The organism is Curtobacterium sp. SL109, from assembly GCF_026672405.1.
In the GTDB taxonomy this organism is placed as follows: domain Bacteria; phylum Actinomycetota; class Actinomycetes; order Actinomycetales; family Microbacteriaceae; genus Curtobacterium.
The window spans coordinates 284,228-300,722 of the sequence record NZ_JAPPRB010000002.1; the positions used below are offsets into that span (position 1 = coordinate 284,228).

Below are 16,495 nucleotides of genomic sequence, written 5' to 3' on the forward strand. Positions count from 1 at the left end.
ATCACCCGGAGTAGCTTAGACCGTCTGCTCGGCAGCGCGGAACGGGAAGCCCAGCTGCTTGAGCAGGGCGCGTCCCTCGTCGTCCGTCTTCGCGGAGGTCACGACGGTGATGTCGAACCCGCGGACACGGTCGATGCGGTCCTGGTCGATCTCGTGGAACATGCTCTGCTCCGAGAGACCGAACGTGTAGTTGCCGTTGCCGTCGAACTGGCGGTCGCTGAGACCACGGAAGTCGCGGATACGGGGAAGTGCCAGCGAGACCAGGCGGTCCAGGAACTCCCACGCGCGGTCACCACGGAGGGTGACGTGCGCGCCGATGGCCTGGCCCTCACGCAGCTTGAACTGGGCGATGGACTTGCGGGCCATCGTGACCTGCGGCTTCTGACCCGTGATCGCGGTCAGGTCCTTGATGGCCCCGTCCATGATCTTCGAGTCGCGAGCTGCCTCGCCGACACCGGTGTTGACGACGACCTTGACCAGGCCGGGGACCTGGTTGACGTTCGCGTACCCGAACTGCTCGGTCAGCGTCGCCTTGATCTCGTCCTTGTACTTCTGCTTCAGGCGCGGCTGGACGTTGTCAGCCGTCGCGGCAGTCGTGTCAGTCATCAGAGCTTCTCACCAGACTTCTTGGAGTAGCGGACACGGACGGTCTTCTTGACGCCGTCCTTCTCCACCTCTTCGTTGCGGAAGCCGACGCGGGTCGGCTTCTTCGTGGTGGGGTCGACGATCGCGACGTTCGACACGTGGATCGAGGCTTCGTGCTGCTCGATGCCACCGGTCTTGGAGCCGCGCTGCGTCTGGCCGACGCGGACGTGCTTCGTGACGAAGTTCACGCCCTCGACGACGACCCGGTTCTTGTCCTTGAGGACCTCGATGACCTTGCCCTGCTTGCCGCGGTCACCGCCGCGCGCCTGCGTGGCGCCCGTGATGACCTGCACGAGGTCACCCTTCTTGATGTTCGCCATGGCTTACAGCACCTCCGGCGCGAGCGAGATGATCTTCATGAACTTCTTGTCGCGAAGTTCGCGACCGACCGGACCGAAGATGCGCGTTCCGCGCGGGTCGCCGTCGGCCTTGAGGATCACTGCCGCGTTCTCGTCGAACTTGATGTAGGAGCCGTCCTGACGACGGGTCTCCTTCTTGGTGCGAACGATGACCGCCTTCACGACGTCACCCTTCTTCACGTTGCCGCCGGGGATGGCGTCCTTCACCGTGGCGACGATGACGTCACCGAGTCCGGCGTAGCGACGACCCGAGCCACCGAGAACGCGGATGGTCAAGATCTCCTTGGCACCCGTGTTGTCGGCGACCTTCAGGCGGGATTCCTGCTGAATCACTGCTGTCTCCTATTTCCGCAAGCGGGCCGCGAGGCCTACTTGGCCTTCTCGAGGATCTCGACCAGGCGCCAGCGCTTGGATGCGCTGAGGGGACGGGTCTCGCTGATCACGACGAGGTCGCCGACACCGGCCGAGCCGGCCTCGTCGTGTGCCTTCACCTTGGAGGTGCGGCGGATGACCTTGCCGTAGAGCGCGTGCTTCACGCGGTCCTCGACCTCGACGACGATGGTCTTGTCCATCTTGTCGCTGGTCACGTAACCGCGGCGCGTCTTGCGGTAGCCGCGGGTGAGGGCGGCGGAGTCCTTCTCTTCGTTCGCCATCAGTTCTCCTCGGCGGTCTCGGCCTCGGTCGACGCAGCGGGCTTCTCAGCCTTCTTGGTCGTCTTCTTGGCCTTGGTTGCGGTCTCGACGGGCGCAGGAGTGGCACGGATGCCGAGCTCGCGCTCGCGGAGGACGGTGTAGATCCGGGCGATGTCGCGCTTGACGGCACGGAGACGGCCGTGGCTCTCCAGCTGGCCGGTGGCCGACTGGAAGCGGAGGTTGAACAGCTCCTCCTTGGCCTTCTTCAGCTCGTCAGCGAGACGCTCGTTCTCGAACGTGTCGAGCTCCGTCGGACGGAGCTCCTTGGAACCGATCGCCATTATGCGTCGCCCTCCTCGCGCTTGATGATGCGTGCCTTGAGGGGCAGCTTGTGAATTGCACGGGTCAGTGCCTCGCGAGCGACCTCGTCGCTCACGCCGGAGAGCTCGAAGAGCACACGACCCGGCTTGACGTTGGCGACCCACCACTCGGGCGAACCCTTACCGGAACCCATGCGGGTCTCAGCAGGCTTCTTGGTGAGCGGACGGTCCGGGTAGATGTTGATCCACACCTTGCCGCCACGCTTGATGTGACGCGTCATCGCGATACGAGCGGACTCGATCTGACGGTTGGTCACGTAGGCGGGGGTCAGGGCCTGGATGCCGTAGTCACCGAAGGAGACCTTGGTGCCACCGGTGGCCTGACCCGAACGCTTCGGGTGGTGCTGCTTGCGGTGCTTGACTCGACGGGGGATAAGCATGGTTACGCCTCAACTCCTGCGCCGGCCGGCGCGTCCTGCGGGGCCTGCTGCTCACGGCCGCCGCGGTCGCCGCCACGACGGTCACCGCGGTCGCCACGGTCGTTGCGGTCGCCACGCGGGCCTCCGCGACGCTCCGGGCGGGACGAACGCTGGTTCGCCTGCTCGCGAGCGAGCTCCTTGTTCGTGATGTCGCCCTTGTAGATCCAGACCTTCACGCCGATGCGGCCGAACGTCGTCCGGGCCTCGTAGAAGCCGTAGTCGATGTTGGCGCGGAGCGTGTGCAGGGGCACGCGGCCCTCGCGGTAGAACTCCGAGCGCGACATCTCGGCGCCGCCGAGACGGCCGGCGACCTGGATGCGGACACCCTTGGCACCGGCGCGCTGTGCACCCTGGAGGCCCTTGCGCATGGCGCGACGGAACGCGACACGAGCGCTGAGCTGCTCCGCGATGCCCTGCGCGACGAGCTGGGCCTCGGTCTCGGGGTTCTTGACCTCGAGGATGTTGAGCTGGATCTGCTTCTTGGTGAGCTTCTCGAGCTCACCGCGGATGCGCTCGGCCTCGGCGCCGCGGCGGCCGATGACGATGCCCGGACGTGCCGTGTGGATGTCCACGCGGACGCGGTCACGGGTGCGCTCGAGCTCGATGCGGGCGACGCCTGCACGGTCGAGGGTCTTCTTCAGGTACTGACGCACCTTGATGTCCTCGGCGACGTAGTCGGCGTAACGCTGCCCGACCTTCGTGCTGTCGGTGAACCAGTGCGAGACGTGGTCCGTCGTGATCCCGAGGCGGAAGCCGTACGGGTTGACCTTCTGGCCCATTAGTTGCTCGCCTTCTTGCTCGTCGCGGCAGCGGCCTCGGCCTCGTCAGGGGTCGCGAGGACCACCGTGATGTGGCTGGTGCGCTTGTTGATCCGGAAGGCACGGCCCTGGGCACGCGGCTGGAACCGCTTGAGGGTCGTTCCTTCGTCGACGAAGACGCGGCTCACGTAGAGGTCGCGCTCGTCCAGGAAGCTGTTCGTCGAGTCCGCCTTGACCCGTGCGTTGGCGATCGCCGAGGCGACCAGCTTGTACACGGGCTCCGAAGCGCCCTGGGGGGCGAACTTCAGGATGGCGAGGGCCTCGTGGGCCTGCTTGCCGCGGATCAGCTCGATGACGCGACGGGCCTTCTGAGCAGTGACGCGGATGTGTCGCACGCGTGCGATCGACTCCACCATTTCGTTCCTCCTCTTCGTCGCCGCGTCAGCGGCGACGGCCCTTCTTGTCGTCCTTCACGTGACCGCGGAAGGTACGAGTCGGCGCGAACTCGCCGAGCTTGTGGCCGACCATGGATTCGGTGACGAACACCGGGATGTGCTTGCGCCCGTCGTGCACCGCGATGGTGTGTCCGAGCATGTTCGGGACGATCATCGAGCGGCGCGACCACGTACGGATCACGTTCTTCGTGCTGGCCTCGTTCTGCGTGACGACCTTGCGAAGCAGGTGCTCGTCGACGAAGGGGCCCTTCTTCAGACTGCGTGGCATCTTCTGAACTCCTACTTGCGCTTCTTGCCGGCGTTACGGCGGCGGACGATGAGCTTGTCGCTCGGCTTGTTGGCCTTGCGCGTGCGACCCTCGGACTGGCCCCAGGGGCTGACCGGGTGACGTCCACCGGAGGTCTTGCCCTCACCACCACCGTGCGGGTGGTCGACCGGGTTCATCGCGACACCACGCACCGTCGGGCGGACGCCCTTCCAGCGCATGCGGCCGGCCTTGCCCCAGTTGATGTTCGACTGCTCGGCGTTGCCGACCTCGCCGATCGTGGCGCGGCAGCGGGCGTCGACGTTGCGGACCTCGCCCGACGGCAGACGGAGCTGCGCGTAGGGGCCGTCCTTGGCGACGAGACGCACCGAGGCACCGGCCGAACGCGCGAGCTTGGCGCCGCCACCGGGGCGGAGCTCGATCGCGTGGATGACCGTACCCACGGGGATGTTGCGCAGCGGCAGGTTGTTGCCGGGCTTGATGTCGGCGCCGGCGCCCTGCTCGATGACGTCGCCCTGCTTGAGCTTGTTCGGCGCGAGGATGTAGCGCTTGGTGCCGTCCACGAAGTGCAGGAGCGCGATGCGCGCCGTGCGGTTCGGGTCGTACTCGATGTGCGCGACCTTGGCGTCCACGCCGTCCTTGTCGTGACGACGGAAGTCGATCACGCGGTACTGGCGCTTGTGGCCACCACCGATGTGGCGGGTGGTGATCCGCCCCGAGCTGTTCCGGCCACCGGTCTTGGGCAGCGGACGCAGGAGGGACTTCTCCGGGGTCGAGCGGGTGATCTCAGCGAAGTCGGAGACCGAGGAGCCGCGACGACCGGGGGTCGTGGGCTTGTAGTTGCGAATAGCCATGATTTATCCCTCTGGTCCTCAGCCGACAGCCGTGAAGATGTCGATCGAACCGGACTTGAGCGTCACGATGGCACGCTTGGTGTCCTTGCGCTTGCCCAGACCGAACTTGGTGCGGCGGGTCTTGCCCGGACGGTTCAGCGTGTTGATGCCGGCGACCTTGACGTTGAAGATCTTCTCGATCGCGAGCTTGATCTCGGTCTTGTTCGCGCGGGGGTCCACGATGAACGTGTACTTGCCCTGGTCGATGAGGCCGTAGCTCTTCTCCGACACGACCGGCGAGATGATGATGTCGCGCGGGTCCTTGTTGAAGCCGCTCATGCGGTGATCTCCTTCGCGGTCTTCGACGCGATGAAGGCGTCGAGGGCGCTCTTGCTGAAGACGATGGCGTCCGACACGAGGACGTCGTAGGCGTTCAGCTGGCCGTACGAGAGCGCGTGGACGTTCGGCAGGTTGCGGATGCTCTTGAGCGTGAGCTCGTCATCCGACTCGAGCACGACGAGCACGTGCTTGACGGGCGCGACCTTCTCGAGGAGCGAGCGGGCGGTCTTGGTCGACGGCAGTTCAGCCGAGACGAAGCCCTCCACTGCGGAGATGCGTCCGCCGCGGGCACGGTCCGAGAGCGAGCCGAGCAGGGCTGCGGCGATCATCTTCTTCGGGGTGCGCTGCGAGTAGTCGCGGGGGGTCGGTCCGTGGACGACGCCACCACCGGTGTGCTCAGGAGCACGGACGGAACCCTGACGGGCGCGGCCGGTGCCCTTCTGCTTGAACGGCTTGCGACCGGCACCGCGGACTTCGCCGCGGTTCTTGGTCTTGTGCGTGCCCTGACGCGACGCGGCGCGCTGCGCGGTCACGACCTGGTGGATCAGCGGGACGTTGGTCTCGACGTCGAAGAGAGCTTCGGGGAGCTCGACGGTGCCGGAGACGGCACCCGAGGCGTCGAGGATGTCGATCGTGGTGGCCATGATCACTTACCCTTCACGGCGGTGCGGATGAAGACGGAGCGGCCACGAGCACCGGGGACGGCGCCCTTGACGAGCAGCAGACCCTTCTCGGCGTCGACGGCGTGCACCGTGAGGTTGAGGACGGTGACACGCTCGCCACCCATGCGACCGGCCATGCGCATGCCCTTGAAGACACGCGACGGGGTCGAGGAAGCACCGATCGAGCCGGGCTTGCGGTGGTTGCGGTGCGAACCGTGCGAGGCGGAGACGCCGTGGAAGCCGTGGCGCTTCATGACACCCGCGAAGCCCTTGCCCTTGCTCGTGCCGACGACGTCGACCTTCGCGCCGGCCTCGAACGTGGCGTCCACGGTGAGCTCCTGGCCCAGCGTGTACTCGCCCGCGTCAGAGGTGCGGATCTCGGTGAGGGTGCGGCGCGGGGTGACCCCGGCGGCCTCGAAGTGGCCAGCGGCCGGCTTGTTCACCTTGCGGGGGTCGATCTGGCCCGCGGCGATCTGGATCGCCTCGTAGCCGTCGCGCTCGACGTTGCGGATCTGGGTGACCACGTTCGGGCCGACCTCGATCACGGTGACGGGGATGAACTTGTTGTTCTCGTCCCACACCTGGGTCATCCCGAGCTTCTTGCCGAGGAGGCCCTTGACGGTCTTGGTTGAGTTCGCCATCAGTGCAGCCCCCTTACAGCTTGATCTCGATGTTGACGTCGGCCGGCAGGTCGAGACGCATGAGCGAGTCGACGGCCTTCGGCGTCGGGTCGACGATGTCGATGACCCGCTTGTGCGTGCGCTTCTCGAAGTGCTCGCGCGAGTCCTTGTACTTGTGAGGAGAGCGGATCACTGCGATCACGTTCTTCTCGGTGGGGAGCGGCACGGGGCCGACCACAGTTGCACCGGCACGGGTCACCGTGTCGACGATCTTCCGAGCCGACGTGTCGATGACCTCGTGGTCGTACGACTTGAGCCGGATGCGGATCTTCTGTCCCGCCATGTCTTCTGTCCTCTCTGCGCCGCGCACCCTCAGGCCGCCTGACACCGCCGGGTTCCGCCCTGTGCGGACCTGGCTGTTTACGTGAATCACCGGGCGCATCCACGGGGGATGACCGCTGTTCTCCTGTCAACCGCGCGGGCGGACGTGCTGCTGGTGCTCACACCGGCCCGCGTGGACGTGTCGTCTCCCGCACGCCGGCGGACCGGCATGGTGGTGGGAGTCGAGCTGTTCTGCTGCCTGCGGCCCAACCCAGCCCTGCTGAACAGGGGGGTTGTGCACTGCCAGAGCAGTGATCCGGCGGGCGCGAACGCCCGCGGAATTTCGGAACCGGACAAGTCTCGCATGTCCCCGCCATCGGTGCAACCCGGGCGTGTCGCGCCGTCCGGTCGGGTCGCCTCCCCCGTCCTGCCGCGGATCCGTCGGCCTGGAGGCTCGGCGTGCGTCCGCCTCGCCGGCGCGGTCCCGAGGGGCAGCGACGACCTCCTTGCACGACCGAACGGACACGGCCCCGCGCGGTGCGCGGGGCCGTGTCCGTTCGGCGGTGCAGCGTGGCCCGGGTCGCCCCGGTCCTGGCTGCCTAGTCCTCGTCGGGGACCACGGGTGGGACGAACCACGGCGGGAAGACGGCGACGCGGGGAGCGTGGCCACCGTGCTCGGACAGGATGTCCTTCACCGCGTGCCGTGCGCGGTCGTTCGGCACGCCGATGACCGCGACGGCAGAGAAGGGCACGCTCGGGCCCGCGAGGACCTCGAGTCCGGTCATGTCCGGGTCGGTGAGGTCCGTGCGGCGGAGCAGGTTCGCCGCTGCCTCGGGCCCGACCGCGAACCGTGCGTCCTCGGCGTCGGCGTCCGTGTCGGCGAGGATCACCGAGTCGCCGAACGCCGCGGTGGGGACCACGAGCACGACGTAGTCGATGCCACGGGCGTTCCTGGCGGCCTCCGACCACCGGGACTCGTCGAGGGCGCCGCGACGCACCTCGTCCCAGCGTGCACCGTCCGGTGACAGCGAGAACGGCACGTGGCCGGCGACGCTGGAGCCGTCGGGAGCGGTGGCGGCGGCGCGGGACTCACGGAGCTCCGGGCTGCTGATGTCGTAGGACGGCGTCACCTGGTCGGCCGCGACGATGGCCTGGTCGGCGACGATCCCGTCGAAGTTGTCGATGTGGGTGACGTGGTGTGCGCGCAGCGTGCCGAACACCCGTGCTGCGGGCATCGCGGGCTCCGCGGTCCGCAGTGCGGTCGCCTTCGCCCGGGCTGGCGATCCGCCAGGGGTGGAACGCAGGGAGGTGCTCACGCGGGTTCGCCGCGGAGCTGGGGCCTTGGGGACTTCCGGCACGTCACGCTGGCGCGGGGCGCAGATGTCGCAGAGTTCAGTGGGGAATCCGTGGATGCACTCGTCTGTCACGACTGGTGTGGGTCCTTCCGTGCCGCGTGGGGGTGGAACGGCACAAGGTTCTACGGTACGTCATCCAGCCCCGGAACGGGACCGATCCGCTCATTGCCGGTACAGCAGCGCACGGACCTCGGACTCTGCGGCGTGCAGTCGCGCCGGGTCGATCGTCTCGCCGTGGTCGTACGCGTCGAGCAGTCGGGGGTCGATGTAGCTCGCCCGTGCCACCGTCGGGGTGTTGCCGAGGACCTCGCTCGCGGCCTTCACCGCGTGCGACACGGCACTCTTCCGCTTCCCGACACCGGTCTGCGGGCCGGTCTTCGCCAGGTCGACGGCAGCGGCCACGGTGCCGTGGAGCGTCCGGAAGTCCTTCGCGGTGAACTCGTCGCCCGCCCGCTCCTTGACGTACGCGTTGATGTCCTCGGCCGACAGCGGCTCCCACTCCGCGCCACGGGCCACGCGGTACGACAGCAGGCGCGCGTTCGCACCGCGTCGCTTCATGCCAGCGATCACCCGTGCCAGGTCGGCGTCGTGGATCGAGGACGACCACTCCTGGTGGCTCTTGCCGGGGAAGGACAACTCGATGTCGTCGCCGGAGACCTTGGCGTGCGCGCAGAGCAGCGTCGACAGGCCCCGGCTGCCGTGTTCGGTCGCGTACCGCTCGGACCCGACCCGCAGGGACCCCTGGTCGAGCATCCGGAACGCCGCTGCGAGGGACCGACGCTGGTCCGGCTCCGGTCGACGGAGGTCCTGCGTCACCTGGCGACGTGCAGCCGGCAGGGACTCGGCGAGGGCGAGCGCTCGGTCGTACTTGATCTTGTCCATCCGGTCGCGCCAGGACGGGTGGTACATGTACTGGCGCCGGCCGGCAGCGTCGAAACCGGTGGCGATGATGTGCCCGTTCTCGTACGGCGAGATCCAGACGTCGTCCCACGCCGGCGGGATGACGAACTCCTCGAGACGCTGGCGCACCTCGGGGTCGGTGACGGTGTTGCCGTCGGGGTCGCGGTACGAGTACCCCTGTCCGCTGCGGACCCGGTGGTAGCCACGACCGTTGGTCTTGGATCTGCGGAGACGTGTCACTCGACCGAGCAAACACGTCGCGCCTGCTCGGGGCAGCAGGAAACGTCGCATTGCGCGTCGGTGGCCCCCGGACATGACGAAAGCGGGGCCGAGCCCGAAGGCCCGACCCCGCTGACGTTGGGAACGAGAGTTACTTGATGATCGTCTCGACCGTACCGGCACCCACCGTGCGGCCACCCTCACGGATGGCGAAACGGAGGCCCTCCTCCATGGCGATCGGCTGGATCAGCTCGACCGTCATCGAGACGGTGTCGCCGGGCATGACCATCTCGGTGCCCTCGGGCAGCGTGATGACGCCGGTGACGTCCGTGGTGCGGAAGTAGAACTGCGGGCGGTAGTTCGCGTAGAACGGGTTGTGACGGCCGCCCTCTTCCTTGTTCAGGATGTACGCGTTCGCCTTGAACTCGGTGTGCGGCGTGACCGAACCCGGCTTCACGACGACCTGGCCGCGCTCGACGTCCTCGCGCTTGAGGCCACGGATGAGCAGACCGGTGTTGTCACCGGCGACTGCCTTGTCCAGCAGCTTGCGGAACATCTCGATGCCCGTGACCGTGGTCTTCTGGGTCGCCTTGATGCCGACGATCTCGACCTCGGAGTTGAGGTCCAGCTCGCCACGCTCGACGCGACCGGTGACGACGGTGCCACGACCGGTGATCGTGAAGACGTCCTCGATCGGCATCAGGAAGGGCTGGTCGGTGGCGCGGATGGGGTCCGGCACGCTCTCGTCGACAGCGGCCATCAGGTCCTGGACGGACTTGACCCACTTCTCGTCGCCGTCGAGCGCCTTGAGCGCCGACACCTGCACGACGGGGGCGTCCTCGTCGAACTCCTGCGAGCCGAGGAGCTCACGGACCTCGAGCTCGACGAGCTCCAGGATCTCCTCGTCGTCCACCATGTCGGACTTGTTCAGCGCGACGACGATGTAGGGCACGCCGACCTGGCGAGCGAGCAGCACGTGCTCACGCGTCTGGGGCATGGGACCGTCGGTGGCGGCGACCACGAGGATCGCGCCGTCCATCTGGGCCGCACCGGTGATCATGTTCTTCACGTAGTCAGCGTGACCAGGAGCGTCGACGTGCGCGTAGTGGCGCTTCTCCGTCTGGTACTCGACGTGCGAGATGTTGATCGTGATGCCGCGCTGGCGCTCTTCGGGAGCGTTGTCGATCTGTGCGAAGTCACGGGCCTCGTTGAGGTCCGGGTACTGGTCGTGCAGAACCTTGGTGATCGCCGCCGTGAGCGTCGTCTTGCCGTGGTCGACGTGACCGATGGTTCCGATGTTGACGTGCGGCTTGGTGCGCTCGAACTTGGCCTTGGCCACTGTGGGTCCTCCTCAGGACTCGGATGCGACACCCCCGGAGGCATCCCTGTCGGGGTGCTGCTCCGTTGGTCCGCGGTGTGTGTGTCTGTACTTTACTTGGTGGCGAGGGGCCCGTCGCCGGGCGCCCCCGCCTGTGGAGAACACGCTCGAGAGAGCGTTACTCTCCCTTGGCCTTCGCGACGATCTCCTCGGCGACGTTCGACGGGACCTGGTTGTAGGTCTCGAAGGTCATCGAGTAGACGGCACGACCGGAGGTCTTTCGAACGAAGGTCCCCGACGTAGCCGAACATCTCGGACAGCGGCACGCTCGCGCGGACCACCTTGACGCCCGAGGCGTCCTCCATCGCGGCGATGTTGCCACGACGGGAGCTCAGGTCACCGATGACGTCGCCCATGTACTCCTCGGGCGTACGGACCTCGACGGCCATGATCGGCTCGAGGATCACGGGACCGGCCTTGCGAGCCGCTTCCTTGTACGCGATCGAGCCGGCGATCTTGAACGCCATCTCGGACGAGTCGACGTCGTGCGCCGCGCCGTCCTTGAGGATGGCCTTCACACCGACCGTCGGGTACCCGGCGAGGATGCCGACCTGCATGGCGTCCTGGATGCCGGCGTCCACCGACGGGATGTACTCGCGCGGGATGCGACCACCGGTGACGGCGTTCACGAACTCGTAGACCTTCTCGGAGGTGACCTCCATGGGCTCGAGCGCGATCTGCACCTTCGCGAACTGACCGGAGCCACCGGTCTGCTTCTTGTGGGTGTAGTCGTAGCGCTCGACGACCTTCGTGAGGGTCTCGCGGTAGGCCACCTGCGGCTTGCCGACGTTGGCCTCGACGTGGAACTCACGCTTCATGCGGTCGACCAGGATGTCGAGGTGGAGCTCGCCCATGCCCTTGATCGTGGTCTGACCGGTCTCGGCGTTGAGCTCGACGCGGAACGTCGGGTCCTCTTCGGCGAGCTTCTGGATGGCCGTGGAGAGCTTCTCCTGGTCAGCCTTGGTCTTCGGCTCGATCGCGACCTCGATGACCGGCTCCGGGAACGTCATCGACTCGAGGACGACCTGGTCCTGCGGGTCGCAGAGCGTGTCGCCCGTGGTCGTGTCCTTGAGGCCGATGACCGCGTAGATGTGACCGGCGGTGACGTTGTCGACCGGGTTCTCCTTGTTGGAGTGCATCTGGAAGATCTTGCCGATGCGCTCCTTCTTGCCCTTGGTCGAGTTGATGACCTGTGCACCGGACTCGATGTGGCCGGAGTACACGCGGACGTAGGTCAGACGACCGAAGAACGGGTGCACGGCGACCTTGAAGGCCAGCGCGGAGAAGGGCTCGGAGGCCTCCGGCTTGCGGATGATCTCCTTCTCTTCGTCCTTGACGTCGTGACCGATCATCGGCGGGACGTCGAGCGGCGACGGCAGGTAGTCGATGACCGCGTCGAGCATCGGCTGGACACCACGGTTCTTGAACGCGGAACCGCAGAGGACCGGGTAGATCTCGCTGTTGACCGTGAGGGTACGGATCGCGGACTTGATCTCGGCGACGGAGAAGTCCGTGTCACCCTCGAGGTAGCGCTCCATGAGCTCGTCGTTGGCCTCGGCCACGCGCTCGATGAGCTTCTCGCGGTACTCCGCAGCACGGTCGGCGAGGTCCGCGGGGATCTCCTCGATCTCGTACTTGGCGCCCATCTGGACGTCACCCTTCGCGTCGCCGCGCCAGGTGAGTGCACGCATCTCGACCAGGTCGACGACGCCCTCGAAGGACGACTCTGCACCGATCGGGAGCTGCAGCACGAGGGGCTCCGCGCCGAGGCGGTTCACGATCGTGTCGACGGTGAAGTAGAAGTCCGCGCCGAGCTTGTCCATCTTGTTGACGAAGCAGATGCGCGGGACGTTGTACTTGTCCGCCTGACGCCAGACGGTCTCCGACTGGGGCTCGACGCCCTCTTTCCCGTCGAACACGGCGACGGCACCGTCGAGGACGCGGAGCGAGCGCTCCACCTCGACCGTGAAGTCGACGTGACCGGGGGTGTCGATGATGTTGATCTGGTTGTTGTCCCAGAAGCAGGTCGTCGCGGCCGACGTGATCGTGATGCCGCGTTCCTGCTCCTGCGCCATCCAGTCCATCGTGGCTGCGCCGTCGTGGACTTCACCGATCTTGTGCGTGATGCCCGTGTAGAACAGGATGCGCTCGGTGGTCGTGGTCTTGCCGGCGTCGATGTGCGCCATGATGCCGATGTTGCGGACCTTGTTCAGGTCGGTGAGCACGTCCTGTGCCACAGGGTTCCTCCGGGAGAGTTGTAGGAGAGATGGCGTCCGTCAGGGCGCCGGGGTTCTTGACCACCGGCACCCTGACGATGCCGGTGACTACCAGCGGTAGTGCGCGAAGGCCTTGTTCGACTCGGCCATCTTGTGGGTGTCCTCGCGACGCTTGACAGCGGCACCGAGGCCGTTGGAGGCGTCGAGGATCTCGTTCATGAGACGCTCGGTCATCGTCTTCTCGCGACGGGCCTTGGCGTACGAGGTCAGCCAGCGGAGCGCCAGCGTGTTCGCACGGTGCGGCTTGACCTCGACCGGGACCTGGTAGGTCGAGCCACCGACGCGGCGGCTGCGGACCTCGAGGGTCGGTCGGACGTTGTCGAGCGCCTTCTTCAGCGTGACGACGGCGTCCTGGCCGTTCTTCGACGAGACACCTTCGAGCGCGTCGTAGACGATGCGCTCGGCGAGGCCCTTCTTGCCGTCGAGGAGGATCTTGTTGACGAGCCTGGCTGACGATCGGTGCGCCGTAGACGGGGTCTGCGACGACGGGGCGCTTGGGGGCTGGACCCTTACGAGGCATCGGACTAACCCTTCTTCGCGCCGTAGCGGCTACGCGCCTGCTTACGGTTCTTGACGGCCTGCGTGTCGAGGGCGCCACGGATGATCTTGTAGCGCACGCCGGGGAGGTCCTTCACACGACCGCCGCGGACGAGCACCATCGAGTGCTCCTGCAGGTTGTGGCCCTCACCCGGGATGTAGGCCGTGACCTCGGTGCCGTTCGAGAGCTTCACACGAGCGACCTTGCGCAGTGCCGAGTTGGGCTTCTTGGGGGTGGTGGTGTAGACGCGGGTGCACACACCACGCTGCTGGGGGTTCGCCTTGAGTGCTGGCGCCTTGGTCTTGACGACCTTGGGCGTACGACCCTTGCGAACCAGCTGCTGAATAGTAGGCAACTGTTCTCCTGGTTCTCGCTCGTGTTCTCTGGCCGACGCGGTCCGTCGGCATCCTCGCCCACGCAGACGACCGCCGAAGTGGCAGATCGTGGTCCGGGGGCGGACTGCCCGGTCGTGGTCGAGGACCAGCCGGACTTTCAGGGCGCGCCCGAGGGCGCACACCCAGATGAGACTACCTGCGTCACCGGGTGAAATCAATCCGGGCGCGTCGCCCTGGAGGCCCGTGGTGTCGGCCGTCGGCGAACAGCGCGACCGCCGGTCGCTCCCGCTGGGCGCGGGGCGCTCCCCAAGGCCGACCCGCTCGTCGAGCCGTGGGCTGCCGGGGTGGTGACCACGGCCTCCCGGCCGGGTGTGACCCGAGGTGTCGGGCAGGCGGGCCAGCGTCAGGAACCGGTGTCGGAGGAGCCGTTGCCGATGGCGGAGACGAAGGTCGCGCCGGTGTCCGAGAAGCCGGTGACGTAGCCGCTCGCGTTGACGTTGATCGGGCCGGCCGTCGCGGTGCCGGTGCCGGCCGGGCCGGTGAAGGCCGCGGTGAACGTCGCCGAGCCGAAGGACGACGTCGTGACCATCCACCCCTTGGTCAGCCACCCGTCGACCTGCACGGTGGGGCGGGTGTCGAGCGTCCACTTCTGGTTCGTGTAGGTGTTCGCCGGGTTCTCGCCGTAGGCGTAGAAGCTGCAGCCGCTCGGCGCCGTCTCGGTCGAGGCGATGCAGCCGTCCACCCAGGCGTCGACCGCCGCGGTGGCGGCCTGGGTGCCGGCTGCCGTGAGGGACGCGGTCATCGAGACCGGGCTCGAGCCCGTGACGCCGAACCCGAGGACCCGGGCCGTGGTGGACTTCGCGGAGAACCACTTGCCGCCGTCCACGGCGACGTCGTAGGTGCCCGGGAGCGCCTGCAGCGTGACCGCGCCGGAGGAGTCCGTGCGGGTCCGCTGGCCGGCGACCTCGACTGCCGTCCGCGGCGGCCCCTTGACGACCAGGTCGACCGCGCCGAGGGTCGGGGCGCGGAGCTCCCAGCGCGGGAAGACGCCCCAGTCGGTGCCGACCTGCTCGAGGGTGAACGTCGCGGGGACCCGGCGGCCGGACTGCGTCAGGTAGACGCCCACTGTCGCGGTGTCGCCGCTGCGCTCGACGCCCGCGATGCGGTACCCGGTCACGCGGCCCGATGCCGTGGCGTACGCCGCATCGGTGAGCAGCACGTCGGACTTCGTGGGGCGGATGCCGGCGTCCGCGAGCGCGTCGTCGACGTGGCCGGCGCTGAGGTCGTCGAGGAAGGCCTCGACCTGGCGCTCCGGTGCGTGGGAGGTGCTGCCGACCGAGTAGCCGACGAGGCCGGCGACCGCGAGCAGCACGACGGCGGTGGACCCGGCGATGATGCCGACGAGCTGGCCGCGGCGCAGACGGCGACGGCGGGGGGCGTGGGCGTTCTGGTCGCCAGGGGCGACCGCTGCGAGCGGGGCGTCGCGCGTGCCGCTGATGTCGGCGACCCGGGGGACGGCGGCCCAGGCGGGGTCGGGCTGGGCGGGGCCGGGCTGGCCGGGCGCGGTCGGCTGGTCGGTCATGGATCCCCCGTCGTCACTGCCGGTTCGGTCCTCCGGCAGCATCGAGCCTACCGGCGACCGACGTCACTGCGACTGCTTGGCCTGGTGCCGCGCGAGGGCGATCCCACCGACCACGCAGAGGAGCGCGACGACGACCGAGCTCACGACGAACGGGCCGAGGGCGTACCCGGCGGGGAACACCAGGAGCTGCGTGACGTCCTGGCGGATGAGCGCGTAGCCGACCGCCCCGATGCCGAGCATGACCAGGTAGGCGGTGGCGGCCGCGACGAGTCCGGTGACACCCGGGTTGCCGTCACGGATGCCGAGCGCGGTCGCGAACAGGACGACGACCGCTCCCCCGACGACCATGGCCGGGCCGAGGTACGGGGTCGCGTCGGACTGGGCGATCACCTCGACGTTCGCGAGCAGGGACTCGAAACCCGTCACGGCGATCACGAGGGCGACGAACAGGACGGACGTCATCGTCGCCACGAGCCATCGGGACATGCAGCGATCGTAGCGTCGGGCGCTCAGGTGGTGTGCGGCTCGGTGCGGGCGAGTCCGTCCTGCGCAGGCTCCTGCTGCTGCTGCTGCGCAGCACTCACCAGGGCGAGGGCGATGGTCGCGGTGATGACGGGGATGCTCTCGGTCATCGGGGCGGCCGGTCGCGCAGGGGTGGTCGCGGCCGGCGTCGCTGCCGCTGTCGCTGTCGCGGTCCCGGTCCCGGTCGCTGTCGCGGTCGCGGTCCCGGTTCCGGTCCCGGTCCCGGTCTGGAGGCTCTGGGGCACCTGCTCGTCGGCGGTCACGCCCGACTCGTGGTCACGGACGGCCGGCCCGATCACGGGCAGCACCGCCGTGGTGGCCGGTGGTTCCGTCGTCAGCTCGCGGTGGGGCTGCAGCCCGGACCGGCGGGCAGCGCGTCGCGCCCGCCCCATCCGCACCAGGACGACGACGGCCACGATCGCCCAGATGCCGTTGACGATGGTCGACGGCACGGCGTGGTGCGCGGCGACGTTGACGGCCACGGCGACACCGCCGACCAGGTTGAACAGCTGGTAGACCGGCCCGTTCGGGAGCTTGCCCGTCGAGAACAGGATGTAGCCCGACAGGACGGTGATGGCTCCGAACCATCCGAGGAACTCCACGATTCCAGACAACACGCGCGACTCCGGGCACGACGGGGAACGGCCGATTCGTGCCGGCCGTCCGAGAGGGTGGGATGCGCCGAGGACACGGCGACCAGAT

Annotated in this window: 21 protein-coding genes and 2 pseudogenes; all 23 read right to left on the minus strand. The window is 67.8% G+C overall.

Annotated elements, in window-relative coordinates; translation table 11 throughout:
• Positions 1-15 precede the first annotated feature (15 nt).
• On the minus strand, positions 16-606 hold the full coding sequence (gene rplE / locus OVA28_RS02665) for a 50S ribosomal protein L5 (RefSeq protein ID WP_194659357.1): 591 nt from the start codon (positions 604-606) through the stop codon (positions 16-18).
• On the minus strand, positions 606-965 hold the full coding sequence (rplX, locus tag OVA28_RS02670) for a 50S ribosomal protein L24 (RefSeq protein WP_194626384.1): 360 nt from the start codon (positions 963-965) through the stop codon (positions 606-608). The genes rplE and rplX overlap by 1 nt, the downstream gene beginning before the upstream one ends.
• Positions 966-968: 3 nt before the next feature.
• Complete coding sequence (rplN, locus tag OVA28_RS02675) at positions 969-1,337, minus strand: 50S ribosomal protein L14 (protein ID WP_017885523.1); 369 nt, start codon at positions 1,335-1,337, stop codon at positions 969-971.
• A 35-nt stretch (positions 1,338-1,372) separates the two neighbouring features.
• On the minus strand, positions 1,373-1,657 hold the full coding sequence (gene rpsQ / locus OVA28_RS02680; RefSeq protein ID WP_071276754.1) for a 30S ribosomal protein S17: 285 nt from the start codon (positions 1,655-1,657) through the stop codon (positions 1,373-1,375).
• The gene (rpmC, locus tag OVA28_RS02685) at positions 1,657-1,977 is read right to left on the minus strand and encodes a 50S ribosomal protein L29 (RefSeq protein ID WP_071276756.1); all 321 of its coding nucleotides are present in this window, start codon (positions 1,975-1,977) and stop codon (positions 1,657-1,659) included. The genes rpsQ and rpmC overlap by 1 nt, the downstream gene beginning before the upstream one ends.
• Positions 1,977-2,396 (minus strand): 50S ribosomal protein L16, encoded by a 420-nt coding sequence (rplP, locus tag OVA28_RS02690; RefSeq protein ID WP_071276757.1) that lies wholly within the window; start codon positions 2,394-2,396, stop codon positions 1,977-1,979. Before rplP ends, rpmC begins: the two co-directional genes overlap by 1 nt.
• A gap of 2 nt (positions 2,397-2,398) precedes the next feature.
• Positions 2,399-3,214: a 30S ribosomal protein S3 gene (gene rpsC, locus OVA28_RS02695; protein WP_056121423.1), complete on the minus strand. Its 816-nt coding sequence runs from the start codon at positions 3,212-3,214 to the stop codon at positions 2,399-2,401.
• Positions 3,214-3,609, minus strand: coding sequence for a 50S ribosomal protein L22 (gene rplV / locus OVA28_RS02700; RefSeq protein WP_071276759.1), 396 nt, complete (start codon positions 3,607-3,609; stop codon positions 3,214-3,216). Before rplV ends, rpsC begins: the two co-directional genes overlap by 1 nt.
• A gap of 25 nt (positions 3,610-3,634) precedes the next feature.
• Positions 3,635-3,916: a 30S ribosomal protein S19 gene (gene rpsS / locus OVA28_RS02705; protein WP_071276761.1), complete on the minus strand. Its 282-nt coding sequence runs from the start codon at positions 3,914-3,916 to the stop codon at positions 3,635-3,637.
• Positions 3,917-3,927: 11 nt separating this feature from the next.
• A complete protein-coding gene (gene rplB, locus OVA28_RS02710; protein ID WP_071276763.1) occupies positions 3,928-4,767 on the minus strand; it encodes a 50S ribosomal protein L2 in 840 nt (279 codons plus the stop codon).
• A gap of 18 nt (positions 4,768-4,785) precedes the next feature.
• Positions 4,786-5,085, minus strand: coding sequence for a 50S ribosomal protein L23 (rplW, locus tag OVA28_RS02715; RefSeq protein WP_056121415.1), 300 nt, complete (start codon positions 5,083-5,085; stop codon positions 4,786-4,788).
• Positions 5,082-5,729 carry a 50S ribosomal protein L4 gene (gene rplD, locus OVA28_RS02720; protein WP_194659358.1) on the minus strand — a complete coding sequence of 216 codons (648 nt, stop codon included), beginning with the start codon at positions 5,727-5,729 and terminating at the stop codon, positions 5,082-5,084. Before rplD ends, rplW begins: the two co-directional genes overlap by 4 nt.
• A gap of 2 nt (positions 5,730-5,731) precedes the next feature.
• The gene (gene rplC, locus OVA28_RS02725; RefSeq protein ID WP_194626390.1) at positions 5,732-6,388 is read right to left on the minus strand and encodes a 50S ribosomal protein L3; all 657 of its coding nucleotides are present in this window, start codon (positions 6,386-6,388) and stop codon (positions 5,732-5,734) included.
• Positions 6,389-6,401: 13 nt separating this feature from the next.
• The gene (gene rpsJ, locus OVA28_RS02730) at positions 6,402-6,710 is read right to left on the minus strand and encodes a 30S ribosomal protein S10 (RefSeq protein WP_017885534.1); all 309 of its coding nucleotides are present in this window, start codon (positions 6,708-6,710) and stop codon (positions 6,402-6,404) included.
• Between the two features lie 577 nt (positions 6,711-7,287).
• Positions 7,288-7,923, minus strand: coding sequence for a DarT ssDNA thymidine ADP-ribosyltransferase family protein (locus OVA28_RS02735; RefSeq protein WP_194659359.1), 636 nt, complete (start codon positions 7,921-7,923; stop codon positions 7,288-7,290).
• 282 nt (positions 7,924-8,205) lie between these two features.
• The gene (locus OVA28_RS02740) at positions 8,206-9,183 is read right to left on the minus strand and encodes a DNA topoisomerase IB (protein WP_194659360.1); all 978 of its coding nucleotides are present in this window, start codon (positions 9,181-9,183) and stop codon (positions 8,206-8,208) included.
• Positions 9,184-9,313: 130 nt separating this feature from the next.
• Positions 9,314-10,501, minus strand: a complete 1,188-nt coding sequence (gene tuf, locus OVA28_RS02745; protein WP_071276770.1) for an elongation factor Tu — start codon at positions 10,499-10,501, stop codon at positions 9,314-9,316.
• Positions 10,502-10,658: 157 nt separating this feature from the next.
• Positions 10,659-12,777 (minus strand): annotated as a pseudogene (fusA, locus tag OVA28_RS02750) (elongation factor G).
• A gap of 87 nt (positions 12,778-12,864) precedes the next feature.
• Positions 12,865-13,336: pseudogene (gene rpsG, locus OVA28_RS02755) on the minus strand (30S ribosomal protein S7).
• A 4-nt stretch (positions 13,337-13,340) separates the two neighbouring features.
• Positions 13,341-13,709, minus strand: a complete 369-nt coding sequence (gene rpsL, locus OVA28_RS02760) for a 30S ribosomal protein S12 (RefSeq protein ID WP_058728453.1) — start codon at positions 13,707-13,709, stop codon at positions 13,341-13,343.
• A 383-nt stretch (positions 13,710-14,092) separates the two neighbouring features.
• On the minus strand, positions 14,093-15,271 hold the full coding sequence (locus tag OVA28_RS02765) for a hypothetical protein (RefSeq protein WP_268095660.1): 1,179 nt from the start codon (positions 15,269-15,271) through the stop codon (positions 14,093-14,095).
• Positions 15,272-15,334: 63 nt separating this feature from the next.
• Positions 15,335-15,757 carry a DUF6121 family protein gene (locus tag OVA28_RS02770; protein WP_194659362.1) on the minus strand — a complete coding sequence of 141 codons (423 nt, stop codon included), beginning with the start codon at positions 15,755-15,757 and terminating at the stop codon, positions 15,335-15,337.
• A gap of 23 nt (positions 15,758-15,780) precedes the next feature.
• On the minus strand, positions 15,781-16,395 hold the full coding sequence (locus OVA28_RS02775) for a CBU_0592 family membrane protein (protein WP_268095662.1): 615 nt from the start codon (positions 16,393-16,395) through the stop codon (positions 15,781-15,783).
• Between the last annotated feature and the right edge of the window lie 100 nt (positions 16,396-16,495).